The sequence below is a fragment of the Pseudomonas sp. Marseille-Q8238 genome, from assembly GCF_965111915.1.
The window spans coordinates 2815351-2839741 of record NZ_CBCOPI010000001.1 but is presented as its reverse complement, the minus strand read 5'-3'; the positions used below and the strand labels follow the sequence as shown (position 1 = coordinate 2839741).

Genomic DNA, 24391 nt, shown 5'->3' with positions numbered 1-24391 from the left:
GGCTTCACTAGTCATTGAGGTTGTCATAAGAGTCACCATTTGGATCATAGATATCCCCTGTGTCCGGATCAACCGACCAATCTTCTTTTCCGCCAGGCCATGGGCTGTTTTGCTTGGTGTCATGAAATTTGTCACGTCCTTTTCGACCTCCTCCATTTCGTTTATCCCACTCTCTTGCGCCTGAATCAGCAGGCCAGCTTCCTGGGGGCCGTTGAGAATAATAGGGGTCATCAGACGGAGAGCTATCTATTGGGCAATTCTTAGGTGTACATGCATCTGGATTAATGAGGCAGTAAAACGCCCCAGCAGCAGCGGCACAGGCAGACGGATATCGCGTGCAAAACAAGACGGCTGCCGCAGCTGCTCCGGCGACAGCGTTTTCTCCAGTAGGGTCTATGTAGTTAACCGGATTTCCCTCTACATACCCATAGGTATTCAGTCCGCCCGCTAACCCAATCGGATCGCTTTCGACGTACCGCCCCGTCTCGGGGTCGTAATCGCGGAAGTAGTTGTAATGCAGCCCTGTTTCCTGATCGTAATACTGACCTGGGAGGCGCAGGTTGATAGTTAGACTACCTGTAGCGTGGCCAACCCCAAAGGCATCGGAGAACCAGCCCCAGACGGGTTGCTGATTGTGATTCGTGGCAACTCGTGGCGTTCCCAAATGATCCGTGTGCAGGAGGAAGGGTTCGCTCGAAGTGATATCGCCGTTGGTCCCATAGCGAACGGTAAATCCGGCGATGGGGAGGTTGTCTAGCCAGATATAGACCTGGCTACTCTGGCGCTGGCCTGTCGTGTTGTAAAACGTCTCATCCAGCAGTTGGCCTTCTCTGCCATACAGAAAAACGGTGGTGCCGCTGGAGGTGATCTTGTGAGTACGCTGGCCCAAGGCGTTGTAGCCGTACTCTGCAATGGTGACACCTGAGGCTTTCACTCGTGAAAGCCGATTATGTTCATCGTATTCGAACTGCCGGTTGGGGCGGTCTTTAGTCAAGTTACCTGCGGCGTCACTGCCTACTGCTACGCCATTGAGCTGCGTGAGCCGGTTACTGGTGGTCGCATAGCCAAGGGTGGTATTGGTGCTTGGCTGTGGGCTGCCATTGACGATGGGAGTCGCTGTCTTGCCAATGCGGTTCCCTACGGCGTCATAGCTATAACTCTGATGCAGGTCAGCTTGCTGTTCTGAGGTCAGTCGATCCAGAACGTCATAGCTATAGGTGATGTTGCCGAACAGGCTGCTTTGCAGCGTTTCGATATTGCTGTTGGCGTCATAGCCATAGATATTCCTCCACGTGTCAATCTGCTGATGGGTCAGGCGATAATCCTGGTCGTAGGCTCTCGACAGGCTTAAACCGTTAGCCCAGGTCAGGCTCGTTAGCGGACCAAAAGGCAGGTACTGAATCTGGCTGGCAATGGCACTGGGTGTGCCATCGCCAATCTGCATCAGAACCTGATTCACCTGACCTGCACCATTGCGGGCATACAAGACGCTGAAGCCCACGGAGTAGCTGGTTTTGGTTAACTGATTGGCACCGTCGTATTCGTAGGCCAGGCCGTCATAGCGATCCGTACCTGCCACGCTTACCGAACGAAGTTGCCCACTGAGATTGCCTCGGGCGTCGTAGTAGTAACCGAGTATGCCGCTGGCGTCCTGAATGGCTGTCAAACGCCCAACACCATGATTACCATCGGCCGTCATGTCGTAGTGGTACTGCACATTTAAGGCAGGTTTGGCCGGATACTGGCGGGAGATCTGGCGGTTTAGTGCGTCATAGGCATAGAGGGTCACTACACCCCGGGCATCGGTCTTGCTGATGATGTTTCCCGCCGCATCATGGGTGTAAGTCGTTGTTCCGCTGTCGGGGCTGATCACCTTGGTCAGGTTACCCAAGCCGTCGTACTGGTATTGGGTGGTTACGTTACGCGGATCACGGACCTGGGTGAGGTTGTCCTGCGCGTCATAGGCCAGGCCAGTTACACCATTGAGCGGATCGACACTGGAGACCAGTCGATCAAGGGCGTCGTAACTCTTGGTGGTGCTGTGCTGCTTAGGTGTGGTGCTGACAATGGGGTTGTCATTGAGGTCATAGCCATAGCGTGCGGTTTGGCCAGCGGCACCGATTGAGCGCAACAACCGTCCCAATTCGTCATACACCCAGGCCTGCTGCTGAGTCAGGCTACTGGACGCGTCCTTGAGACGTTGGGCCGTGCGGTTACCCATGGCGTCGTAGTCATATTCGACGCGCTCACCCAGGTTGTTGGTGATGGCCGTCAGGCGTCGTGCGTTACTCCAGGTGTATTGCAGCCAGCTCCCATCGCCACGGGTGACTTTCGTGATCTGACCAATAGCGTCGTGTTCGAAGCTTGTAGTGCTACCGGCTATGCTCACTGAGGCCAGCCAACCCTGGGGCGCATAGGTCAGGCTGGTAGTTACCCCATTGGCATCGACAACGGTTTGGGGGTTGCCGAAGTTGTCGAAGTTGGACAACTGAGTGACATGTCCCAGAGCGTTGGTCACGCTGGTCAAGTGACCTTGAGCATCATAGGCATAGGTGGTGATGTCAGAGACATCGGTGCGTGGCCCGTTAGCGGTTTCGATCAGGCCCAGGCTGTTGTAGGTGTAGCTCCAGCTACGCTGGGCGGCCTGAACAGAGCCCGCTGCCGTTAAAACGGCTAGCGACAGCAGGCAGGTATAGCGCAACGCATTTTTCATAATCAGATCCTTCTGAAATCAGAGCGAGTCGGTGGTCTGGCTAATCTGCCGTCCCTGATTGTCGTATTGATAGTGAGTGGTGCGGCCAGCCTCTGTCACCGTCAAAGGTAGGAAGAGCGTTGGATGCCACGTCGTGGTGGTGGTCCGTGCCTGAGGTGTGCCGGCTGCTTCTGTGCGTGATACCTCAAGGCCACGGTCGTTGTAATCGTAGGTAGTGAGAATGCCTTTGTTATCGGTCTTGGTCTTGAGTAGGCCGCGGTTATCGTAAGTGAAGCTGGAGTTGCTGTTGGGGCAGTTGGGGGTGGGCTCCCCCTCAATAGCGACAATGCGTCTTATGCCCTGAATGGTTTCGAAGCGATAGGTGGCTTTTTTACCCAGTTCATTGGTGACGGTAGTTGATCCATCAGTGTTGTAAGTCAGGGTGACTTTATCGGCGCCATCTGCATGCTCACTGGAGATGGCGCGATCCTGATCGTCGTAAGCCCACGTTGCGTAGCGTACGCCGCGTTCGTCGGTAATTCCGGTTAGAAGATTGGGCTTGCTGGGAACTTCGTAGTGATATTGCCGTACTTGGGTTTGGTTGTTGATTATCTTGGATATATTGATTAGGCGGCCATAAGTGTTGTAGGAGTAAGTGGCAGACATTCCTGCAGCTGTTAGAGACGTGGGTTGATATCTACTGTCTTGCTGGAAGGATAGAGTGCCTCCAAGGGAGCTTGTAACGATAATGGAATTATTAGAATAGTAAATGTTATGTACTATGCCCGAGGGTAGAGTCTTTTTTATTAATCTTCCTGTTAAGTCAAAGATAAGGGTTTCATTATATGGCGACGTATAGGCCCATGTGCTCGATTCTCTTGTGAGCTTTCCTAGTTCATTTGCTTCTGGCTCTATGATAATTCCATTGAGGGAAAATGAAGATTGGTATCCGTCATGTCTAATAAGGGTAATGTTTTTCTCGCCAAGAGCGAGGCGGGTGGCGTAAGAGTGACTCCAGAGGCCATCGGAACTGTTGTAGTATCTTGAGAAGTGAGGTGTGCTAGTGCTCTTCGCTAGATCGATTTCTTCTTGGAATTTATTTCCGCTCGTTAAGTTTATAGGGTTTGCAATGCATGCTAGTGGAGGCGGCACTCCTTTCTCTTTGCTTTCCTGTGGCTCTGTGGGTGACTCGCAAATTCCTGTGGCAACGTTGTATGTGTATTGACCATCGCATGATAGGCCAAATCTATATGCATATATGTGGCCGGTGTTGTGAGGTTTAAAGAAGTAACATTGAGCCTTGTTTTCTGATAGAAGCATACAACCTGTCCAGGTTACCTCGCTCATATTCCAATTCTGGGTTGCGAGTTCTTCATAAGCAGCGAGCATTGGGGTCGGGTGGTGACCTGTGCACCATTTATATAGGCATCGCCAATGAAATTTTTCCTGAGCATGTGTGGTTTCAGTGAGTGATAAAATTATTATGATCGCTACTAAGTATGTCGAGTGCTTTATGTGCGTTGAATAGTTTGATTTATATTTCATAATTAGATCCGTCTAAATCATAGCGAGTCGATGGTCTGGCTAATCTGCCGTGCCTGATTGTCGTATTGATAGTGAGTGGTGCGGCCTGCTTCTGTCACCGTCAAAGGTAGGAAGAGCGTTGGGTGCCACGTCGTGGTGGTGGTCCGTGCCTGAGGTGTGCCGGCTGCTTCTGTGCGTGATACCTCGAGGCCACGGTCGTTGTAATCGTAGGTAGTGAGAATGCCTTTGTTATCGGTTTTGGTCTTGAGCAGGCCACGGCTGTCGTAAGTGAAGCTGGAATTGCTGTTGGGGCAGTTGGGGGAGGGTTCGCCCTGAATTGAAGTAATTCGCCGTACTCCCTTGATGTACTCAAAGCTGTACTTGGCCACCTTGCCCAGCTCATTGGTCACTGACACAGTGCCGTCCGTGTTGTAGGAAACTCCAACATGCTCGGCACCATCTGCATGTTCGCTGGACGTAGCACGCCCTTGAGCGTCATACGTCCAAGTTGCATAGCGCACACCACGCTCGTCGGTAATGCCGGTGAGCAGATCAGGTTTGCCAGCTACTTCGTAGTGGTACTGACGTTGGGTGGTTTGGCCGCCAGCAACGCGAGTCACAGAGGCCAGGCGTTTGTTGGTGTTGTAGCTGTAGGTAATTTGTACCCCCGGCACCGTCAGGGTCAGCGGTTGGTGATCGGTGTCTTCGGTAAAGGTCAAGCTGTTGCCGAGGTTATCGGTAACCGTGACCTGACTGCCAGAATATACAAGCTGATGCACCGCGCCTTGTACGTTGGACCATTGAGTTAGCTTGCCGACGGAGTCGAAGGTGAAGCGCTCATTGGTCGCTGAGATGTACTGCCAGCTTGTCGTTCCCGTTTTGGTCAACACGCCGTGATCGGCTGAGGTTGGGGTAACGGCTGTGCCACTAACGGTAAAGAAGGACTCGCGGCCGTGTGCCTGTACCATCGACACGTACTGGGTGCCAGCAAAACGCAAGTAGGCCGAAAAATTGTGGCGCCAGAGGCCATCTAGGCTGTTGTAGCTGCGAACAAAACCTAGAGAAGAGCTACCGCTGGCCGAATAGTCGGTTTCAGTCTGGAACTTGTTTCCGATAGAAAAATTGATGGGATTACCTATGCAGGTATTTTCTGGTGGACCTTTTTGTTCTTCGTTAGTACATCCGCCCGTTGTGAAGTTGCTGTTAGTTGAGGTAGGGCATGAATTTCCAACTCTACCGACGACATAGTTTTGGTTGCCAGTGTAGGTGCTATTGTTTCGCTTGTAGTTTAGAGTGCAAGTCCACTGCGTCTCCGAGACGAAAGTCGATGAAACATATGTATATACTCCTGGGTAATCATCGTATATGGGAGATCTAGATGTCTCAATAGATGCGGTTTTTTTGCAGGCTGTCGTAGGCAGTAACTCTTCATCAAGTATGTGTCCGTAACTTATACGTGGATTCTGAACGTACCAAGTAAAGTCAGCTGCAGAGGCATGCATTATTATAGTGGAAAATAGAAAAATGGAAAAATATACACGCATAACTAATCATGCTGGTTTATGAGAAAAGGGGGCGGATTTATTTACTGAGAGAACTGCTTTAGCCGAGCGCACTCTTTCAAAAGGCAGCTTTTAAACAAATCATTAGCCTATTTGAAAAAATGAGGGCTGAACTTATAGCAAGTCCGGCTCTTTGCTTTCCCAGTTACTTCGCAAGCGTACAGTTCTTCAAATGCCCTTGCGCCACACTTTCCGGCACGACTTCCAACTTCGCCCCGCCCACGAACACGCCCATCTTGATGGATTGGCGCACGTAATGGTTCTGCCCGGCAACGGCCAGCAGGTCGAGGGTGTTGTCGCTGAATTCGGACTCGGTGGCGAGTACGTGTTGGCCCGGTGTGATGAGGCGGTAGAAGTACACCTGGTTGGCGGTTTCGCCGATGACTTCGTTGTCGATCTTGACGCTCTTTTTCAATGCCTTGCCGGCAAAGCTGTCGCGATAGATGTACAAACCAGCTTGATCAGCAGGTGGGGCGGGGAAGGTTTTCAGTCGGGCATCTTCTGACGGGTCGCCTTTAGGAACGGAGGCGCAGCCGGTGAGTACAGCGAGGGCGAATGCCGTGGCGAACAGCTTGAAGCGGCTTTGCATGGGAAGTCCTTTTCATCTTGATATGAACAGTTTTGAGGCGTGGCCAGTTGGCTTAGCTGCGCGATTATGGCGCATTGATATCATTTTTGCGACGGGCTGGATGGCAGCATCTGCTGGCTTCATGGCGGCTGAATAGCCTCGTGCCGGTGACTGAGGTTTCAGTTGGGATAAGCCAATCTGCATTGACGTATGGCCAAACGCTGCCATGGCAAACCATGGCAGCGATGCATGAATCTGGGTTACCACCCCCTTATTACGGGCGCGGCCCCATGATCGCTTCCAGTACGTCGGCCCGTGGCGCGCCTTGTTGCTGTTGCAGGCGCTGGTCGGCATCCAGGTAGAAGATCGCCGGGGTGGCGTGCGCGCCCAGGTCGCCCATCAGTGCCAGGTTGTCGGCTAATTGCTTGCTCAGTGCCGCCGGGATGCTCGGCATCGGCTTGAGCGTGCTGGCCTTGCCGGCGCGTTCATGTTCGCTGAGCGCGGCGCTGGGGTCCTTGGCGCTGAGCAGGGCGGCGGATTTGTTGGCGCTGTCGGCCCGTATGATGCCGACCATGATGTGCCGCAGTTGCACCTTGCCGGCCTCGACCCAGGGTCGAGCCTGTTGCCAGAACATCGTGCAGTAGGGGCAGTTGGGATCGCTGAACACATAAAGGATGCGCGGCGCGTCGGCGCGTCCGTCGGCGATCCAGGTGCTGCCTTGCATACGGCTCCACATTTCCTTGCTCATGGGCTCGTACACCAGCGCCTGCAAGGGCGCCTGGGTGAGGTCTTCGCCCTTGGCGTCGAGCAGGTTGCCGACCAGTACGTGCTTGCCGTCAGGCGTCAGGTACAGCGCCACGCCTTGGCCCTGGTACAGCGCGGCATAGCCCTTGAGCCCATCGGGAGCGTCGAAGGTGCCGATGATCTTGGCGCCACGCGCCTCGATGGCCTGGATCGGTTGCGGCCAGCTCTCGGCCCACAGCGTGGTGCCGGGCAGTGTCATGACGGTCAGGGTGCAGGCCAGTTGTTTGAGTCGTTTCATGGAATGGATTCGGGTCACTCGTGGGCATCCTCTTTCAGTTGTTCCAGGGCGCGGGCCAGGCTGGCCGACGACAGTTCACCGAGGTGGCTGCCAACCTGGCGGCCCTCGGCGTTATAGAAAAGGGTGGTGGGCAGGGCCATGGAGCCCACGTGCTGGCCGAGCCGGCCGCCGCTGTCGAGCAGCACGTTGTGCAGCGTGAGGTTCTGCGAGGCCAGGAATTGCTCGATGGCTGCTGTGCTCTCGCCCTGGTTTACGAACAGGAACACGGTATCGGGATGGCTGGCCTGCGCAGCGGCCAGGGCCGGCATCTCGCGACGGCAGGGCGGGCACCAGGTGGCCCACAGGTTGATCACTAACGGCTTGCCCAGGTGATCGGCCAGCGCCACCGAACGGCCCTGGCTGTCGCGTAGGGCCATTTCGGGAAGCCGGGTGCCGCGTTCCAGGGCTTGCCAGGCGAGAGTGCCCAGGCCCCAGCTGCACAGGCCGACGAGCAGGGCGATGGCCAGCGGCCTGCGTTGTCTGGTGTCACGCCAGAGTATCCAGCCGGCCAGGAGCAGGGCGGCGAGCAGCCCCGGCCAGGCGATGAAGCCACCGTCGCGGATATCGATAACGCGCCAGGGGGCATCCTGATAGTGGCTGAAGTACATCAATACGAACGCCAGGCGCGCCCCCAGCAAAGCCACCAGAAACAGACGGAACAGCACCCGCTCGGGGTTGTTGGCGGTGCGTCGGCCAGCCCACCAGCCACTCAATGTGGCCAGCAGCAGGCTGCCCAGTAGCAGCGCATGGGGGACTGCCAGGGTCAGTGGGCCAAGGTTCAGGGTCAGCATCAGCCACGCTCCCGTACGTTGTTCCAGCGTTCGATGAATTGTTGTGCGTTCACCTCGCCGGTGATACGGCCGCTACGGCGTTCCTGGCCATCGGGACCGATCCACAGCAGCGTCGGCGGGCCGAGCACCTGGTAGCGCTGCAGCAGCGCCTGGCTGTTGGCATCGCTGCGCGTCACGTCGGGGCGCAGCACCCGTACACCGGCCAGGCTGGCCTGCACCTCGGGCTTGGCGAACACCTGTTTATCCATGACTTTGCACGACACGCACCAGTCGGCGTAATAGTCGATCAGCACCCACTGGCCCTGTGCCTTGGCGGCTGCCAGCTCGCGATCCAGTTGAGCCGGTTCGGTGAGCGTGAGGGCGCTGTCGGAGGCCGCGTGCGCGGATGTCGTGCCTGTCGCGTAAGGCGTCAGCGGCTGCCAGGGATCATCGGCGCCGCCGGCTGCGCCCAGCAGCATCAGCACGCCCCATAGGCCCAGCAGCGCACCCGTCGCGCGGCAGGGCAGTGAGTGTCGCTGCAGTTGCCCGGCGATATGCAGCAGTGCGCTGGCCAGGATCACCAACCAGGCGCCCCACAAGCCCAGCCACAGCCAATCGGCCAGCAACGGTCGAGCGACCAGCAACGCGCCGGCGAGAAAGATGAAGCCGAACAGCCCCTTGACCCTGTCCATCCAGGCGCCGGGGCGTGGCAGAAAGCGTTTGCCCAGGGTCACCAGCAACAGCAGCGGTGTGCCGATACCAAGGCCGAGTGTGAATAGCACCAAGGCGCCCTGCATGACGTTGCCGCTCTGCGCGATGAACAGCAGTGCAGCGGCCAGGGGCGCGGTCATGCAAGGGCCGATCAATAGCCCGGAAAGCAGGCCGAGCACACTGGCGCCGACCAGGTTGCCGCCTGTCTGCCGGCTCCCGGCGTTGGCCAGTCGGTCGCGCAGCGCTGCCGGCAGTTGCAGCTCGAAGAAGCCGAACATGGGCAAGGCCAGCACCACGAATAAGCTGGCGAAGCTCGCCAGCAGCCATGGCTGCTGCAACAGTGCCTGCAGGTTGGCGCCGAACAGGGCAGCGAGCACCCCGAGGGCGGCATAGACCAGCGCCATGCTGACGATATAGGTCGAGGCCAGGAGCAACGCGCGGCGGGGGCTGGCGCCATTGCCGACGACGATGCCGGCAAGGATCGGTAGCATCGGCAGCGAACAGGGGGTAAAGGCCAGCAGCAGGCCGAGGCCGAAGAAACCCAGCAGGCTCCACACCAGTGCCTGGGTGGCGAGCCCCTGAGCCAGGGCCTGGTCGTCGGCTACCGCCGTCGCGCCGGGCAGGGGCAGCGTCCGGCTTTGCGGTGAGTAGCAGAGCCCGGCATCGGCGCAGCCTTGCCACCCAAGTTGCAGCTCGCGGGCGCTGCCCGCAGGCACTGTCAGGGTCAGGCTATCGCGGTAGATCTGCGTGTCGCCGAAGAACTCATCGTGGTGGTCCAGTCCTGCGGGCAGAGGCGGTATTTGCTCGCTCGGCAGGCCGTCGAAGCGCAGGCGATTCTGGTACAGGTAGTAGCCCGGCGCGATGCGCCACTGCAGTTCGAGGGCATCGCCTGGTAGCGGGGTTACGCTCAGTTCGAATGCCTGCTCGACGGGCAGGAAATCGCGTTGTGCGGGTGATGAGAACAACCCGTCGGCCGCCGTCACCAGCCCCGGCAACAACAGGCAAAGCAGAGAAAGCAGAACGCGCATGGGCACTCCATTCGGATGGCAGATGCGCTGCAGCATGGGTGGGCGGCATTAACGCGGCATTAACGGTGTGCGTGAGCTGCATAATGCTGCCTTAATCGCTAAGGTCGATAATCGACTCTTTAGGTGCGGAACTGCCTGCCATGCATGTATTACTCGCTGAGGATGACGCACTGATCGCCAGTGGCATCGTCGCTGGCCTCATGGCCCAGGGCCTGACCGTGGATCACGCGGCCACGGCGACGCACACCGAAACCCTGTTGCAGGCGGCCGACTTCGATGTGCTGATTCTCGACCTGGGCCTGCCCGATGCCGATGGCATCAGCCTGCTGCGCCGTTTGCGTGCGCAGGGCTTGAGCCTGCCGGTGCTGATCCTCACGGCCCGTGACGCGGTGAGCGACCGGGTGATTGGTTTGCAGGCCGGTGCCGATGACTACCTGCTCAAACCCTTCGACCTGCGCGAGCTGGCCGCACGTTTGCACACGCTGCAGCGGCGGGTCTCCGGGCGTAGCGTCAACCTGATCGAACATGGCTCGCTGAGCTATGACCCGAGCACCTGCGAAACCCGCCTGGACGGTCGCGCCGTTGACCTGTCACGGCGCGAGCAGGCGCTGTTGCAGGCACTGCTGCACAACCCACGGCGGGTGCTCAGCAGCGACCAGCTCAAGGATGCGATCTATGGTTTCGCCGAGGACGTCGAGAGCAACGCGCTGAACGTGCATATCCATCACCTGCGGCGCAAATTGGGCAATGGCATCGTCGAGACGGTGCGCGGGTTGGGCTATCGCCTGGGGCCGGCTGGCGACGCTGCTCGGCAGGAGTCAGGACAATGAGCCTGCGCCTGCGCCTGACCCTGATGCTCGGTTCGGCCTTCGTGCTGCTCTGGGCGCTGGCCGCCACCTGGATGCTCTACGACCTGCGTGGGCAGATGATGCGCTCGCTGGACGAGCGCCTGGCCGCGTCGGCACGCATGGTCGCCGGGCTGTTGCTGCAGTTGCCCCAGCCGCTGGCCAGCGATGGCACGCGAGCGGCGATCAGCGCCGAACAACTGGGTATCCCCAACGGCCTGGCCTGCCAGGTCAGCTCGCTGCGCGGCGAGGTATTGGCGCGCAGCCACGCCAGCCCTGACCAGCAGCTGGATGCCGATGGCCTGGGCTTTCACGAGCAACTGATCGACGGGGTGCCCTGGCGCAGCTTCACCCTGGTGCAGGGCGAGCTGCGTATCACCACCGCTGATCGTCTGGATGAACGCAACACGCTCAAGCGCTCGGTGCTATTGGCGGCGGCGGTGCCGGTGGTGGTGGCGCTGCTGGGTAGCCTGGCGCTGCTCTGGCTGGGCGTCGGCCGTGGCCTGGCGCCGTTGCAGCGGATTCGTGAAGCGCTTACCCGGCGCAGTGCAGACTCCCTTGAACCGCTGCAAGTAGGCGACTTGCCTGGCGAACTCAAGCCCTTGGTGGAAACCCAGAACCAGTTGTTCCAGCGCATCGCCCAGGCGCTGGCCCGTGAGCGGCGCTTTACCGGTGATGCGGCGCATGAGCTGCGCAGCCCGCTGACGGCGATCAAGACCCACCTGCAGGTGGCGCGGATGACCCAGGGCGCTGCCATCGACCAGGCGCTGGCCAATGCCGAAGCGGGCGCCGATCGCTTGCAACGCACACTGGAGCAATTGCTCCTGCTGGCACGGGTCGAGGGCAGCCTGGATTTCGACGATGGCCAGCAGTGCTCGGCCATCCAGGCGGCCCGGGTGGCCATCGCCGATGCCAATCAGGGCCAGGCGTCCCGCATCGATCTGGCGATCGCAGCCGATATCGACGACGCGCCGCTGGACATGCCGCCCGCACTGGCCGTCGCAGCACTGCGCAACCTGCTGGACAACGCCTTGCGCCATGGTGCCGAGCAGGGTCGTGTGCGTCTGGCTATCCGGCAGCAAGCCGGGCGGGTGTGCTTCAGCGTGCACGACCAGGGGCCCGGTATCCCGGTGCAACACCTGGCGCAGATGAGCCAGCGTTTCTGGCGCAGCAGCGGCAGCAATGGCAGCGGGCTGGGCTTGTCCATCGTCCAGGCGGTCGCTCAGCGCTGTGGTTGTGAGCTGCGTTTCAACAATGGCGTGGAGGGATTGGAGGTGAACCTGTGGGTGCCGTTGCAGCAGACAATCTGAGCGCGCGCCAGTTGGTAGCACGCATTCAGGTGAACGGCCCGCGAATGGCGCCAGGTGACTGATTGAACCAGCGCTTGAATGCCCGATGGAAGGTGCTGACATCCTTGAAGCCGAGCGCTTCGCTGACGGTGGCGATGGGCAGGCCTTGCTGGATCTGTTTGTAGGCCAGGTCCTTGCGCACGGCGCTGACCAGTTCGGTAAAGCTGGTGCCTTCCTCTTTCAGCCGCCGATAGAGGGTCGGGCGGCTGACGTGCAGGGTCTGGCAGACCTGTTCGATGCTCACGCCATCCTTCAAGGTTGCCTGCACCAGCTGGCGCACCTTGTTCAGCCATTCACCATTGACCTGCAAATGCTGGAAGGCCTGCAAGGCACGCTCTTCGAGCAGGTGCTTGAGGTAGCTGTTGGCGCTGCCAATCGGGGCATGCAGAAAGGCGCGGGGCAGATGCAGGCTGTTTCGCGGGCTGCCGAAGTGCAGGTGGCTGCCGAACACCTCGACATAACGCTCGGCATAGGCCGGACGTGGGAAGGTGAATTCGCAAGCGTTGGGTGTGATGGGCACCCCGGTCATTTCCTGGCCCCACCTGAGCAGGGCACTCATGCTGCGCTCGATGGCGGCCTGGGGATAGGGCTTATCGGGGGCAAAGGAAAATTCCAGTACCAGCTCTTCACCGATCTCCGTGACGGTCCAGCTTTCCGATGGGTTCATCAGCGCGATGTGCTTCTGGAAGACATGCAGGGCTTCGCCCGCTTCGGTGCACTGGAACAGCCAGCTGGCCAGTACCCCACGGGTGGCGGGGTTGAAGGTTTGCCCGATCACCAGCCCGACGTGGGGTATCCGGGTGTTGTTGGCGGCTATCTGCCACAGGGCCAGCAGGTGTTTTTCGTCGAGGCGTTGCTCCTGCAGGGGGCGGGCGTTGTCGCTGCGGTCGATCAACTCGTCTCGATGCACCCCGGCAGCGCTCATCTGCTCGGCAGTGGCCAGGCCCATGTCCAGCAGCAGGTCGTGCAGATCCAGCACGGCAACGGCAGATACGCTGGTGGGTCTTCGCATCGGGTGGCGGGTCCTGTCGAGGGGGAGACGGAAACTGTAACGCGCTGCCCGTAGGCCGCGCCATCGCCGGAGCAGTAAGGCTGCTGCGGACGCGTCGCCGAATGTTGCGGTTGATGGGCAGTGTCAGGGGCCACAGGTTGCAACCGAACGCCACCTGAGTTGATCCCTGACGCCATGGTTGTCTACCGCTTCGGGACCTAGCATCGGGGCTATCAAGCCCGCGGGAAAGGAGTGTTGGCGATGCAAGCGGACAAGGTCGATTCGGTAAAAAGCCTGCGCAAGTTGATTGCCGAGCCTCCGGCGATGATGAAAAAGCGGCTGCAACCTCAGGTCGACGAGTATTGCCTGACCATCATTCAGAACGCGTCCGTGTGCGCGGTGGGGTTTATCGACCCGTCGCTGGACATCGAGTACTTCAATATCCGCGATACGCCGGTGGTGCGTGCAGAGGGCGACCGCATCGTGCTGGTGTGGCCGGCGGACAAACCGCTGCCGGCCCCGTTGCAGCAATCGGCGGTGCTGGCGTGCAGCCTGTATTTCATCATGTCGGGCATCGGCTTCGCCCTGCGTGCCAATGGCCGCGCCTCGGTGGTACGGCGAGAGACGGGGCTGTTCCTGGAGTTCCAGGCTGATGCGCTGTTCCTGCATTGCTCGCGGGCCAAGGTGCGGGCGGAGTTCTGGGAGGCGCGGGAGGGCAGTGCGCCGTGCTCGGATATTGAGGGCCAGGCGACGCTGTCCGATGAGGCACTGGCCTTTATCGAGCGCTCTCCCTACCTGCTGATGCTGACGCAGAACGGCGCCGGCGCCACGGAAATCTCCCCGCGCGGCGATCCTGACGGCTTCGTGTTGGCGCATGACCGGAACACGCTGCTGATCCCGGAGCGCCCTGGCAACAAGGTGGCGTGTACGTTGATCAACGTGCTGTCCGAGGGCTCGGTCACGGCGTCGTTCCTGATTCCAGGTTCCAGCACCGTGCTGTCGGTGGTGGGGAAGTCCTGGCTGACGTCTGACCGAAAACTGCTCGAATCGCTGGCGGTCAACGGCAAGGTGCCGGTGGTGGCGATTGTGTTGCAGGTCGAGCGCTTCCGTTTCCAGCATTGCCCGGAACTGGTCGCGGCTGGGCTGTGGCAGAAAGACACGCACGTGAGTGCGAGCGCCATCCCCTCGTTCCCGAAAATGCTGTCCGAGCACATGAACGGCAAGGGCCTGCTGGGCAAGGCCACGACCTTGGTGGTCGATGCCGTGGTCAAGCATGACCTGCGGAATCTCTACTAGGTATTTGCCTGGTTCCCTAGGGTCTGTTCCCGTTTCGCTTCAACTCATTGAATCGGATGGAAATATACTTCCAATCCAGCCCTTCGAACGGACTTCTTTGAGGCACAAGCTGACACCGCAATTGGTGGGCTGAAGCCCACCCTACGCGGGGGTATAACTCTGTAGGGTGGGCTTCAGCCCACCAACTGACGCGTCATTAAACTCAAAAGTCGAACGTCCGCAATTGCCTCGATCCGGTCATCCATGCCGAAACGGGAACAGACCCTAGCAGCGTTGAACGGGCTGGCTGTGCGTATCAGCAAGTACGGTGCGCATGGCACACCTACGGTTAGCGGGTGGCGATGGCGGCGCGGTACTGGCCGGGGTTGGCGCCGCCGATCTTGCGCATCAGCCGCCTGAGGGCAGTGGCGTCCTGGTAACCGACGGCTTCGGCGACCTGGGCGACGGTCATGCGGCTGGTCTCCAGCAGAGCCCTGGCACGCCGCAGTCGCACGTTCTGCACCAATGCCTGGGTGCTTTTGCCGGTGGCCTTCTGGACGTGACGGGCGAGGGTGCGTTCGGACATGCAGAACGCCTGCGCCAGTTGCGCCACCGTGGGCGGATTGGGCAGAGCGGCTTCGACCTTCGCCGCCAGCCGGGCGATCAGATCATTACCACTGGCCAGCGCCTCGGGCACGATAAAGGGCGCCTGGGCCTGTCGGCCGTCGATCAGCATCATCCGCGATACGCTTTGCGCAAGCGCCGTTCCGCAGCGTTCGCGTAGCAGGTGCAGCATCAGGTCCAGCTGCGCGAAGGCGGCGCCGGCGGTGGTCACGGGGCCGTCCGTGCATACCATGCGGTCGGCATCGACCGTGCAACTGTCGTCCATGCCTTGCAGCAACGGAGCCAGCCACCACGAGGTGGTGACGCGCCGTTCTTTCAGCAGCCCCGTTGCTTGCAGCAAAAAGACGGCAGAGCAGGACGCCGCGACATGTCCCCCAACCGCGACATGGCGCCTCAGCCCTACAATCGCTTGTTCCACATCGCTATGAGCGAAGCGTTGTGCAATGGCGCCGGAGGATTCCAGGCCCAGACCCGGGACGATCCACACTGAGCGATCCTGGCGAGAGCGGGTTGGCAGCCGACAAGTATCCACGCTCATTCCGCCCTGCAAGGTGACGAGGCCGCCTTCGATGGAACACAGCCGCCAGCGTGGCGCAGCAACCCCCGCTCGACCGGCCAGTGCGGTCGCGGCGGCAAGCATGTCACGGGTAATGGCGACGCTGCTGGCGTAGGCGCCCTGAAGCACCAGAACAGTAAAATCGTGCATGGCGGTTTAAGCCCTAAAGCAGTCATATCAGACACTGCCAGTCTGGCGCCGAAAAGCGTCCAATGGCAAGCGTGGCAGGAGAGATCGGTGTGAGTTCACCTGCTGCGCTTGATCGGCGGAAACAGCCACGTACTGCACGACTGAAAAGGGGCTTTCATGAGCAACACTGCGAACCTGAACCAGGACGATCCGTTGGATGACTTCGAGCGGCGCTCGATCACTCTCGATGGTGTGAGCAAGGGGGTGTACGTCGCAGGCCGAGGGCCAGCGGTGATCGTGATGACGGAAATGCCGGGCATCAGTCCGCATGTCGCGCGCTTTAGCCGTTGGGTGCGCGATGCCGGGTTCACCGTGTACATGCCGTCGCTGTTCGGGCGCGATGGTGCGGTGCCCCAGGCTGAAGAAGGTATCGCCACGTTCCGCCGAGCCTGCGTCAGCGCCGAGTTCCGCGCATTCGCAGCCAATGAATCCAGCCCGGTTACGCAGTGGTTGCGGGCGCTGGCGCGGCTGGCCCATGAACAATGCGGCGGGCCGGGTGTGGGGGCGATTGGCATGTGCTTCACCGGCAACTTTGCCTTGTCGATGATGCTCGAGTCGTCGCTGCTGGCGCCGGTGGTCTGCCAGCCTTCGCTGCCCATCGACGACCCGGCCGGCGTAAACATGGCCCCGGAAGAACTGGCCGCGGTGCGCGAGCGTTTGGAGCGGGAAGACCTGACGGTCATGGCCTACCGTTTCGAGGGCGACAAGCATTGCCGGGCGCAACGCTTCGCGGCATTCAGTGACGCACTGGGTGAGCGCTTTATCGCGAGGGTGCTGCCCGACAGCGCAGCCAATCCGCAGAGCCCGCCATTCTTCAGCCAGGTGGTGGCCAGCCCGCACAGCGTGGTGACCGCCCACCTGATCGACGAAACCGGGCAGCCGACACTGGCTGCGCGCGATGAGATATTGGCGTTCTTTGCCCAGAGGCTGATCGGCTAAACCTCCTGATTTGCACGTGCATCCTATGGAAGAGCGGCATGTGCAGGGTGACTGGCAATGATGTCATTGTGGGGCGTCGTGCGCACTGGAGGTTTCTCTGGTGTTGTCATGGCGTTTCCTACGGTGGTGTATGAAATGGGGCCGTGCATGTGGTGAAAAAAGCCGGCTGGCAGGTCACGCTATACTGGGCGCAGTAATTCTCCTGGTTCCACCAGATGCCTACCTACGATCATCAGGCGCGCCATGCCAGTCGGCTCGAGGCGTTGTTGCGACATATCGATCGCCATCTTGACCAGTCTTTGCCCCTGGCCGAGCTGGCCCGTCAGAGTCATTTGTCGCCTTATCACCTGCACCGGCTGTTCAGCACCTGGGCTGGCGAGAATCCTGCGGATTACCTCGGCCGGCGGCGACTGGCGTATGCGGCTGTGCTGTTGAGCTGCAAGGTCGAGATGAGTGTGCTGCAGGTGGCGTTGGAGGTCGGGTTCGGTTCGGCCGAGGCGTTCGCACGTGCGTTCAAGCGCCAGTACGGACAAAGCCCGAGTGCCTGGCGCAAGCAGCAGGTGAGCAATCTGGATCAGGCGGGCGGCCTCGTGCAGGTGCATGCTTGTGCTTCAGAGGTTCCTGTTCCTTGGCTGGAAACGCGGGCGCCACAACGCGTGGCCTACCGGCGGCATATCGGTCCGTATTCCGATGTGTTCGGCGGTTTCTGGCAGGACGCGATGGCGAACTGGCTCAGCGAGTATGGCCTGCCGAATGGCGATTTTTACGGCGTGGGACACGACGATCCGCAGCTGACCGAGCCCGCCCGTGTGCGCTATGACGCCTGCGTGGCGCTCTCGGTCGATTGGCTGTTGCCTGAGCAGGTTGCCGAGCAGTGGCTTGCGGGTGGTCAATATGCCGTCAGCCATTTTAGGGGCACGGCGCAGCAACTGCCCGGCGCCTGGCGCACGCTGTACCGCGAAGGCTTGCCCGCGCTGGCCGTGGACTTTGCCATGGGGCCTTGCTTCGAGCGCTACGACGCGCTCCCCGATCATTCTGGAGAATTGCAATGTCGACTCTACATCCCGGTCAAACCCCGTTGATCGGCTCGGTCACGGCCCAACAGTACGGTGCGCTAACCGAACTCTGGGAGGCCTCGGTGCGGGCTACCCACAACTTTCTCGACCCGGCCTATATCGAGGAACTCAGGCCCCGTGTCGAAGCCGATTACCTGCCAGCGGTGACCCTCGCTGCGGCTTATGGTCCTGCAGGTCGGCTGCTGGGTTTCTGTGGGGTGGCCCAGGACAAGCTGGAGATGTTGTTCATCGCGCCTGACGTCCGTGGCGGTGGTGTCGGCAAAGCACTGCTGACCCATGCCATTGCCCATATGGGCGTACGCGAGGTCGACGTCAATGAGCAGAACGAGCAGGCCGTGGGCTTCTATCTGGCGCAGGGCTTCAGCGTGCAAGGCCGTTCGGAGCTGGATGGTCTCGGTAAGCCCTATCCCTTGTTGCACCTGGTGTTGGCCGAGGCGTGATTGCCGGAGCGACGGGTATCGCATAAGCTGCGGCCCCTTTGAATAATCAGGAGGCGCCAGGCATGGCCATCGTCATACGGGCTGCGGCGTTGACGGATCTCGAGAGCCTCTTCGATATCCGCACAAGCGTGACGCAGAATCACCTGTCTCGTGAGCAGATGGCGGACTTGGGGATCACGTCCGATGCGTTGGCAGAGGCGATTGGCAGCGCGACCTGTGCCTGGCTTGCCGTTGTCGATGGCCTGCCCGTTGCCTTTTCGATGGTCGACCTGGAGGAGGGCGAGCTCTTCGCCATGTTCGTCAAACCGGGCTACGAAGGGCGCGGGTTGGGCCGGCAGTTGATGCAGGAGGCCGAGAAGGCCTTGTTCCAGCGCCATGAGTCGATCTGGCTGGTCACCGATGGGCGCGAGGAGATTCGTGCCAATGGTTTCTATCAGCGCCTTGGCTGGAGCTATGCCGGTGATGTCGAGGCAGGCGATGTGCGTTATGAGAAGAAACGGCCCAACCTGTTTAGTCCTGATGCATTCTCCGGCACTGGGCGGTCAGTCGTCCCGGGTCAGCACTTCGAGTAGCTCGATCTCGAACACCAGATTCGAATGAGGCTTGATCAGCGCGCCCATTTGTCGTTCGCCATAGGCCAGGTGTGCTGGAACGAACAGCTTGCGCTTACCGCCGACGCGCATGCCCATCAGGCCCTGGTCCCAGCCCTTGATCACGCGACCGGTGCCGATCACGCACTGGAAGGGCTTGCCGCGCTGGAAGGACGAGTCGAACACGCTGCCGTCCTCGAGATAGCCGGTGTACTGCGTGGTGATCAGGGCGCCCTTGACCACTTCCTTGCCGTCGCCGAGGTGAAGGTCCTGTATCTGCAGTTCGTCGCTCATCGTCAGTCCTGTTCAGTGGCAAGCCTAGGTGGCTGGTTGCTTGGGGGCTGCTTTTTCTCAGGAATTGTCCGGGTGTGCAAGCCTCGACCAGAGCTCGTTGAGCTTCCAGTGCCACGTTCGGCGATAAAAAAGCCCGACGCAACGGGCGGGCTGGTCGGGCTGAAAATGACGCGTGGAGTTCGCGTCAATGGGAAATCATTTCTCCCAGTTGATCGGGCAATCGGTGCAGCCATCCATGTTGGTGCCCTGGAAGGTCGCGTAGTGGCGACGAGCGCCGGTGAGGATGGCGTTTTCCAGGTTGGCACCGGACAGCTTGACCTCCTGCAGGTTGGCGTCGGTCAGGTTGGCACCTTTGAGATCCGCCTTGTTCAGGTTGGTCATCTCCAGATCGGAAATGGTCAGGTTGGCGTTGTGCATTTTCGCGCCGGATAGGCGGGCGAACTCCAGGTAGGCGCCGGTCAGGTCGGCATCCTGAAACTGGGCGGTCTGACCGAACAGGCCCCATCCGTTGATGGCGCGCAGTTGCGCCTTGGTGAAGTCCGCCTTGCGCAGGTTGGTTTGCTGCAGGCTGGCGCGGTTGAGCACGGCGCCCCCGAAGTTGGCGTTTTCCAGGTTGGCCAAGTCGAGCAGGGCGTGGCGCAGATTGGCGCCACGCAGGTCGGCTCCGGCGAGATTCATTTTGCGCATGTCCTGATTGCTCAGGTCGGCATTGCGCAGGTCGGCCCCAGGGCATTGGCTCTGTGGGGCGATGGTGCAGCCATTGATGACGAGATCCTCGTCGTCGGCCAAGGCATAGCTACCAGCTACGAGAAGGGTAAGCGGCAGGAGGAGGTGCATATACTTCATGGCGACATTCCTGTGTGTAGGGTGTGTGCCATGCGCACCGAAGCGGATGGAGCGTTGCTCCGGTGCGTGTGGCAGGAGGTTGGTGCCGTGTGCCAGCGAGAGCGGGACACACGGACCAATCAGGGCTTAGCGCTTAGCGGTTTTTTCCCAGCTAGGCAGCTTGAACACCCAGAACGAACCACCCTGGGCGACCGGCTTGGTCAGCTCGGCCATGTCACCACCCCACAGCGGTACAGCGCCGCCGTAACCAACGGTCACGCCGATGTACTGCTCGCCGTCCTGGTCCCAAGTGACAGGCGGGGAGACGATGCCGCTACCGGTCTGGAATTTCCACAGCTCGTCACCCGTCTTGGCGTCGAAGGCCTTGAAGTAACCATCGCCGGTACCGGTGAACACCAGGTTACCCTTGGTGGCCAGTACGCCAGCCCACAACGGCAGCTTTTCCTTGTGTTCCCAGACGACCTTGCCGGTAGTCGGGTTCATCGCGCGCAGTACGCCGACATGGTCTTCGAACATGCGTTTGATGCGAAAGCCCATGCCCAGGTAGGCGCTGCCTTTCTTGTAGGCGACTTCTTCAGTCCAGTAGTCCTCTTTCCAGTGGTTGGCAGGGACGTAGAACAGGCCGGTGTCCTGGCTGTAGGCCATCGGGTTCCAGTTCTTGCCACCGAGGAACGGCGGGGATACTTCGACTGCCTTGCCATGCTTCTGGCCTGGCTCTGGCAGTGCCGGACGCTGACCTTCACGCTCGACCGGACGGCCGGTCTTGAGGTCGATGTGGCTGGCCCAGGTGATGTTGTCGACGAACGGGAAGGCGTTCTGCAGCTTGCCGTTGTTGCGGTCGACTACATAGAAGTAGCCGTTACGGTCGGCGTGGGCAGTGGCCTTCACGGTCTTGCCGTTCTTGTCCTTGTAATCGAACAGAACCAGTTCGTTGTTACCGGAGAAGTCCCAGGCGTCGTTCGGGGTGTGCTGGTAGAACCATTTCACTTCGCCAGTGCTCGGGTCTACGCCGACCTGGCCGGAGGTGTAGAGGCTGTCGTAGTCGTGCGGGTTGCCACCGTCGGAGGTACGTGCCCAACCGTTCCATGGAGCCGGGTTGCCGGTGCCGATGATGATGGTGTTGGTTTCGGCATCGAAGCTCGCGCTCTGCCATGGGGCGCCGCCGCCTTGGCTCCAGGCTTCTTTCTTGCCAGTCGGGGAGCGGGGATCATCCGGCCAGGACGGCGCTTTGATGTCGCCAGTCGGGGTGCTGTCCTTGCCGTTCAGGCGGCCAACGTGGCCTTCGACGAACGGACGCATCCAGATTTCTTCACCGGTGTCCGGGTCACGGGCGAACAGACGGCCAACCACACCGAACTCGTCACCCGAGCTGCCGTGGATCAGCAGGGTCTTGCCAGTGGTCTTGTCTTTGACCAGGGTCGGGGCGCCGGTCATGGTGTAGCCCGCGCTGTGGTCACCGAACTTCTTCTTCCAGACGACCTTGCCTGTGTCCTTGTTCAGCGCTACGACGCTGGCGTCGAGGGTGCCAACGAAGATCTTGTCGCCATAGATGGCAGCGCCGCGGTTAACCACGTCGCAGCAAGGGCGGATGTCATCGGGCAGGCGATGGTTGTAGGTCCACAGGCGTTTGCCGGTCTTCGCGTCGAGGGCGAATACGCGGGAGTAGGAACCAGTGACGTAGACCACGCCGTCATGGACGATGGCCTGGGATTCCTGGCCACGCTGCTTCTCGTCACCGAAGGAGAAGGACCAGGCCGGCGTCAGCTTGAATACGTTCTTGTCGTTGACCTGGGCCAGCGGGCTCCAGCGCTGGGCATTGGTGCCCATGCCGTACTGCAGCACGTTGTTGGTGGTCAGGTGGTCGTTGGCGATGTCTTCCCAGGTGACGTTCTTGGCGACCGCCATGCCCGAGGCGGAGAGGGCGGCACCGAGAATGAGGCTCTGCAGGGTCAGAGCCAGTGGCGTGGCAGCGCTGGGTAACAGTCTTCTTGTCATGGTTGTGGTTCCCGTAGGTTGGTGAGCACGAGGTTGCCGGTGATGTAAATGAACCGGTGACCAGGTGCGGCTCATAGTGGGAGCGTGACCCTACGGTCGATACGGAAAAACTCCCGGTGATGGCGGGAAAAATTCCCATACGGGATATGACTTGGACTTGCTGCGAAAGAGACGGCCAAGGCCACCCGACGCTCTACTACGAAGGGAGTAGAGGTCGACCACCAAAGCAGCATTCGGTAGGGGTGCAGGGCTCCTTAACATCCTCTCAACTGCGCTCATGGCGAGCGTTTTTGCCTTGCCCAGCATCTCGAAGAGGATGAAGTAATGAAAAAGCACAACGCATTGCGCGGCCTGCTGTTTGCGGCCAGCCTGAGCGTGACCGGATTTGCCCTGGCCCATGGAGATGTAGTGCCGCAAGCAGTGAACACGGAAGGTCTGGAGCAATTGGGCAAAGAATGGCGTGATGAGAACCCCTACCGCCCACCGTATGCCAACAATAAGCTGGCCATCGAGATCGGTTCTTCGGCCTACAACCAGAACTGCGCCCGTTGCCATGGCCTGGAAGCCATGTCCGGTGGTATCGCCCCTGACCTGCGTTACCTCGAGCCGGGTGCCGACGGTGACGAGTGGTACAAAGAGCGCGTAATCAATGGTGCCGTACGTGATGGTGCCGTGTACATGCCGAAAATGGCCGACTTCCTCAGCCAGGAAGCGCTGTGGGCAATTCGTAGCTACCTGGACAGCCTGTACGTCGCCGAGTAAATCGCATGCGCCTGGTCGCTTTGCTTTGCAGTCTGCTTCTGGTCATCGGCCAGGCGCAGGCGCGCGTGCGTGCCCATGAGGACATCCTGGAGTCAGGTGTTCTCAAGGTGGCGGTCTACAAGGATTTTCCCCCCTACAGCTTCGAGACGGATGGCAAGCCGCGTGGTGTGGATGTCGACCTGGCGCAGCGTCTGGCCGATGAGCTGGGGCTCAAGGTCGAGCTGCTCTGGGTCACCCCGGGGGAGAAACTCGAAGATGACCTGCGCAACTTCATCTGGAAGGGCCATTACATGCGCCCGGGCGTACTCGCCGACCTGATGCTGCGCATCCCCTACGACCGTGAATACGCCAATCGCCTCAATGATGTCGGCGAGGTCGAGCAGGACCAGGTGCATATGTTCGGCCCCTACCAGCGTGAGCGCTGGCAGGTAGTGCATGAGCGCAAGCGCTTGCCCAAGGTCGACACCATTGGCGTGTTTCAGTACCACAAGATTGGTGTCGAGCTGGACAGCGTGCCGTCGTTCTACCTGACCTCGGTGCTGGCTGGCCGGCTGCGGGCCAATACCGAGCACTATGCGTCGATTGGTGCGGCTTTCGACGCCATGCGCGCCGGCAAGGTCGACGCGGTGATGGCCATGCGGGGCGAGCTGGACTGGCTCGTGCATCAGGCCAAGGATGCCAATCTGCTCAAGGCTGACAACACCTATCCCACATTGGGACAACCCTACTGGGACATCGGCATGGCGGTACACGAGAGCAATCGACAGTTGGCCAACTCGGTCGACGGTCTGCTCGAGGACATGATCCGCAGTGGCGAGATGGCGAAGATCTATGCCCGCTACGGCGTGTATTACGAACTGCCAGGGCTGTATCAGGACGTGGAGTAAAGGCGCATGTACAGGCGAAGCTTCATGGTGGGACTGCTCGGGCTGCCTTTGTTGGCCAGCGCCGCGCAGAAGCTGGAACCCGGCAAGGACCCGATGCCCTCGGTGATGTGGGACTACCACCACCAGCGTTTGCTCGGTGGGGCGCCCTTCGTCTTCGATGAGCGGGTCAAGGTCAGCGTGCCACCGTTTGCCGAGGATTCACGGCAGGTACCGGTGGAGATCGATGCACGGGCTTTGCCCGGCACGTTCACCCGCATGCTGCTATGGGCCGAGCTGAATCCCATTCCCCTGGCGTTTGCCCTGTACCCGACGGCTGATGTGGTACCGCTGCTGGCGATCCGCATCCGCATCGAGCAGGCCACGCCGATTCGCGCCGCCTTGCTGGGCGAGGATGGTGTCTGGCATGTCGGCTCCGCCTGGATCGACGCCGCCGGTGGCGGTTGCACGGCGCCCAGCGTGGTGCGTGCCCAGCCGGGTTGGGAAGACCGTCTCGGCCAGGTGCACGGTGCCAGCTTCGCGCGCAATGACGTACAGCGCCTGCGCCTGCAGATTTCCCACCCGATGGACAACGGCCTGGTTGGCGGGGTGCCAGAGTTCTTCCTTGATCACGCCGAGTTGCGCACCCCGGATGGCGAGGTGCTGGCGCGCTTCGACCTGTTCCCGGCAGTCAGCGAGAACCCGACCCTGACCATGGAAGTGCGTGGCCATCCGCATACGGTGCTGTGGTTGCACGACAACAATGGCAACGAGTTCCAGGCTGAACTGTAAGCCATGGCGGGGCGCACCAGCGTTCCGTC

At 60.3% G+C, this 24391-nt stretch carries 22 protein-coding genes and 1 pseudogene; 10 read left to right on the top strand and 13 right to left on the bottom strand.

Translation table 11 applies throughout. The features are described from left to right. Nucleotides 1-7: 7 nt before the first annotated feature. The 8 genes and pseudogenes from ACWPW0_RS13125 to dsbD all read right to left on the bottom strand — a co-directional run bounded on the left by ACWPW0_RS13125 (nt 8) and on the right by dsbD (nt 9936). Nucleotides 8-2713 carry an RHS repeat-associated core domain-containing protein gene (locus ACWPW0_RS13125; protein WP_454255536.1) on the bottom strand — a complete coding sequence of 902 codons (2706 nt, stop codon included), beginning with the start codon at nt 2711-2713 and terminating at the stop codon, nt 8-10. Nucleotides 2714-2731: 18 nt separating this feature from the next. Beyond that, complete coding sequence (locus ACWPW0_RS13120) at nt 2732-3358, bottom strand: RHS repeat protein (protein ID WP_454256788.1); 627 nt, start codon at nt 3356-3358, stop codon at nt 2732-2734. Nucleotides 3359-3637: 279 nt separating this feature from the next. After that, nucleotides 3638-4012: pseudogene (locus tag ACWPW0_RS13115) on the bottom strand (DUF6531 domain-containing protein); the annotation flags it as partial. Between the two features lie 242 nt (nt 4013-4254). Continuing rightward, a complete protein-coding gene (locus ACWPW0_RS13110) occupies nt 4255-5760 on the bottom strand; it encodes a DUF6531 domain-containing protein (protein WP_454255535.1) in 1506 nt (501 codons plus the stop codon). 163 nt (nt 5761-5923) lie between these two features. Then, nucleotides 5924-6367, bottom strand: coding sequence for a DUF2846 domain-containing protein (locus ACWPW0_RS13105; RefSeq protein WP_454255534.1), 444 nt, complete (start codon nt 6365-6367; stop codon nt 5924-5926). Between the two features lie 253 nt (nt 6368-6620). After that, nucleotides 6621-7349, bottom strand: a complete 729-nt coding sequence (dsbG, locus tag ACWPW0_RS13100; RefSeq protein WP_454256737.1) for a thiol:disulfide interchange protein DsbG — start codon at nt 7347-7349, stop codon at nt 6621-6623. Nucleotides 7350-7402: 53 nt separating this feature from the next. Next, a complete protein-coding gene (locus ACWPW0_RS13095; RefSeq protein WP_447591128.1) occupies nt 7403-8218 on the bottom strand; it encodes a prolipoprotein diacylglyceryl transferase family protein in 816 nt (271 codons plus the stop codon). Further along, nucleotides 8218-9936 carry a protein-disulfide reductase DsbD gene (gene dsbD / locus ACWPW0_RS13090; RefSeq protein WP_454255533.1) on the bottom strand — a complete coding sequence of 573 codons (1719 nt, stop codon included), beginning with the start codon at nt 9934-9936 and terminating at the stop codon, nt 8218-8220. The genes ACWPW0_RS13095 and dsbD overlap by 1 nt, the downstream gene beginning before the upstream one ends. A gap of 140 nt (nt 9937-10076) precedes the next feature. On the opposite strand from dsbD, the gene ACWPW0_RS13085 reads away from it, so the two are divergent. Together ACWPW0_RS13085 and ACWPW0_RS13080 are read left to right on the top strand one after the other, a co-directional pair. Beyond that, nucleotides 10077-10766 (top strand): response regulator, encoded by a 690-nt coding sequence (locus ACWPW0_RS13085; RefSeq protein WP_454255532.1) that lies wholly within the window; start codon nt 10077-10079, stop codon nt 10764-10766. After that, a complete protein-coding gene (locus ACWPW0_RS13080) occupies nt 10763-12091 on the top strand; it encodes an ATP-binding protein (RefSeq protein WP_454255531.1) in 1329 nt (442 codons plus the stop codon). The genes ACWPW0_RS13085 and ACWPW0_RS13080 overlap by 4 nt, the downstream gene beginning before the upstream one ends. Before the next feature lie 25 nt (nt 12092-12116). Here the strand turns inward: ACWPW0_RS13080 and ACWPW0_RS13075 are convergent, their stop codons facing one another. After that, nucleotides 12117-13142 (bottom strand): AraC family transcriptional regulator ligand-binding domain-containing protein, encoded by a 1026-nt coding sequence (locus tag ACWPW0_RS13075; protein WP_454255530.1) that lies wholly within the window; start codon nt 13140-13142, stop codon nt 12117-12119. A gap of 240 nt (nt 13143-13382) precedes the next feature. On the opposite strand from ACWPW0_RS13075, the gene ACWPW0_RS13070 reads away from it, so the two are divergent. After that, nucleotides 13383-14417 (top strand): hypothetical protein, encoded by a 1035-nt coding sequence (locus ACWPW0_RS13070; RefSeq protein ID WP_454255529.1) that lies wholly within the window; start codon nt 13383-13385, stop codon nt 14415-14417. A 328-nt stretch (nt 14418-14745) separates the two neighbouring features. On the opposite strand, the gene ACWPW0_RS13065 is transcribed toward ACWPW0_RS13070, so the two are convergent. Then, nucleotides 14746-15726: a GlxA family transcriptional regulator gene (locus ACWPW0_RS13065; RefSeq protein ID WP_454255528.1), complete on the bottom strand. Its 981-nt coding sequence runs from the start codon at nt 15724-15726 to the stop codon at nt 14746-14748. A gap of 156 nt (nt 15727-15882) precedes the next feature. On the opposite strand from ACWPW0_RS13065, the gene ACWPW0_RS13060 reads away from it, so the two are divergent. The 4 genes from ACWPW0_RS13060 to ACWPW0_RS13045 all read left to right on the top strand — a co-directional run bounded on the left by ACWPW0_RS13060 (nt 15883) and on the right by ACWPW0_RS13045 (nt 18792). Then, nucleotides 15883-16704, top strand: a complete 822-nt coding sequence (locus ACWPW0_RS13060) for a dienelactone hydrolase family protein (RefSeq protein ID WP_454255527.1) — start codon at nt 15883-15885, stop codon at nt 16702-16704. A gap of 215 nt (nt 16705-16919) precedes the next feature. After that, the gene (locus ACWPW0_RS13055) at nt 16920-17786 is read left to right on the top strand and encodes an AraC family transcriptional regulator (protein WP_454255526.1); all 867 of its coding nucleotides are present in this window, start codon (nt 16920-16922) and stop codon (nt 17784-17786) included. Beyond that, nucleotides 17753-18220 (top strand): GNAT family N-acetyltransferase, encoded by a 468-nt coding sequence (locus tag ACWPW0_RS13050; protein WP_454255525.1) that lies wholly within the window; start codon nt 17753-17755, stop codon nt 18218-18220. The genes ACWPW0_RS13055 and ACWPW0_RS13050 overlap by 34 nt, the downstream gene beginning before the upstream one ends. A gap of 62 nt (nt 18221-18282) precedes the next feature. After that, nucleotides 18283-18792 carry a GNAT family N-acetyltransferase gene (locus ACWPW0_RS13045; RefSeq protein ID WP_454255524.1) on the top strand — a complete coding sequence of 170 codons (510 nt, stop codon included), beginning with the start codon at nt 18283-18285 and terminating at the stop codon, nt 18790-18792. Here ACWPW0_RS13045 and ACWPW0_RS13040 read toward each other — a convergent pair. The 3 genes from ACWPW0_RS13040 to exaA all read right to left on the bottom strand — a co-directional run bounded on the left by ACWPW0_RS13040 (nt 18763) and on the right by exaA (nt 21945). Next, nucleotides 18763-19104 carry an FKBP-type peptidyl-prolyl cis-trans isomerase gene (locus tag ACWPW0_RS13040; RefSeq protein WP_454255523.1) on the bottom strand — a complete coding sequence of 114 codons (342 nt, stop codon included), beginning with the start codon at nt 19102-19104 and terminating at the stop codon, nt 18763-18765. The genes ACWPW0_RS13045 and ACWPW0_RS13040 overlap by 30 nt on opposite strands. Nucleotides 19105-19299: 195 nt before the next feature. Continuing rightward, nucleotides 19300-19950, bottom strand: coding sequence for a pentapeptide repeat-containing protein (locus tag ACWPW0_RS13035; RefSeq protein WP_447591150.1), 651 nt, complete (start codon nt 19948-19950; stop codon nt 19300-19302). 126 nt (nt 19951-20076) lie between these two features. Then, nucleotides 20077-21945, bottom strand: coding sequence for a quinoprotein ethanol dehydrogenase (gene exaA, locus ACWPW0_RS13030; protein ID WP_447591152.1), 1869 nt, complete (start codon nt 21943-21945; stop codon nt 20077-20079). Nucleotides 21946-22269: 324 nt separating this feature from the next. Here exaA and pedF point away from each other — a divergent pair, with 324 nt between their 5' ends. Genes pedF through ACWPW0_RS13015 form a run of 3 tightly spaced genes read left to right on the top strand, consistent with a single transcriptional unit; the run spans nt 22270 to nt 24362 of the window. Next, on the top strand, nt 22270-22707 hold the full coding sequence (pedF, locus tag ACWPW0_RS13025) for a cytochrome c-550 PedF (protein WP_447591154.1): 438 nt from the start codon (nt 22270-22272) through the stop codon (nt 22705-22707). 5 nt (nt 22708-22712) lie between these two features. After that, on the top strand, nt 22713-23594 hold the full coding sequence (locus ACWPW0_RS13020; RefSeq protein ID WP_454255522.1) for a substrate-binding periplasmic protein: 882 nt from the start codon (nt 22713-22715) through the stop codon (nt 23592-23594). A 6-nt stretch (nt 23595-23600) separates the two neighbouring features. Further along, nucleotides 23601-24362: a quinoprotein dehydrogenase-associated SoxYZ-like carrier gene (locus ACWPW0_RS13015; protein WP_447591158.1), complete on the top strand. Its 762-nt coding sequence runs from the start codon at nt 23601-23603 to the stop codon at nt 24360-24362. The last annotated feature ends 29 nt before the right edge of the window (nt 24363-24391 follow it).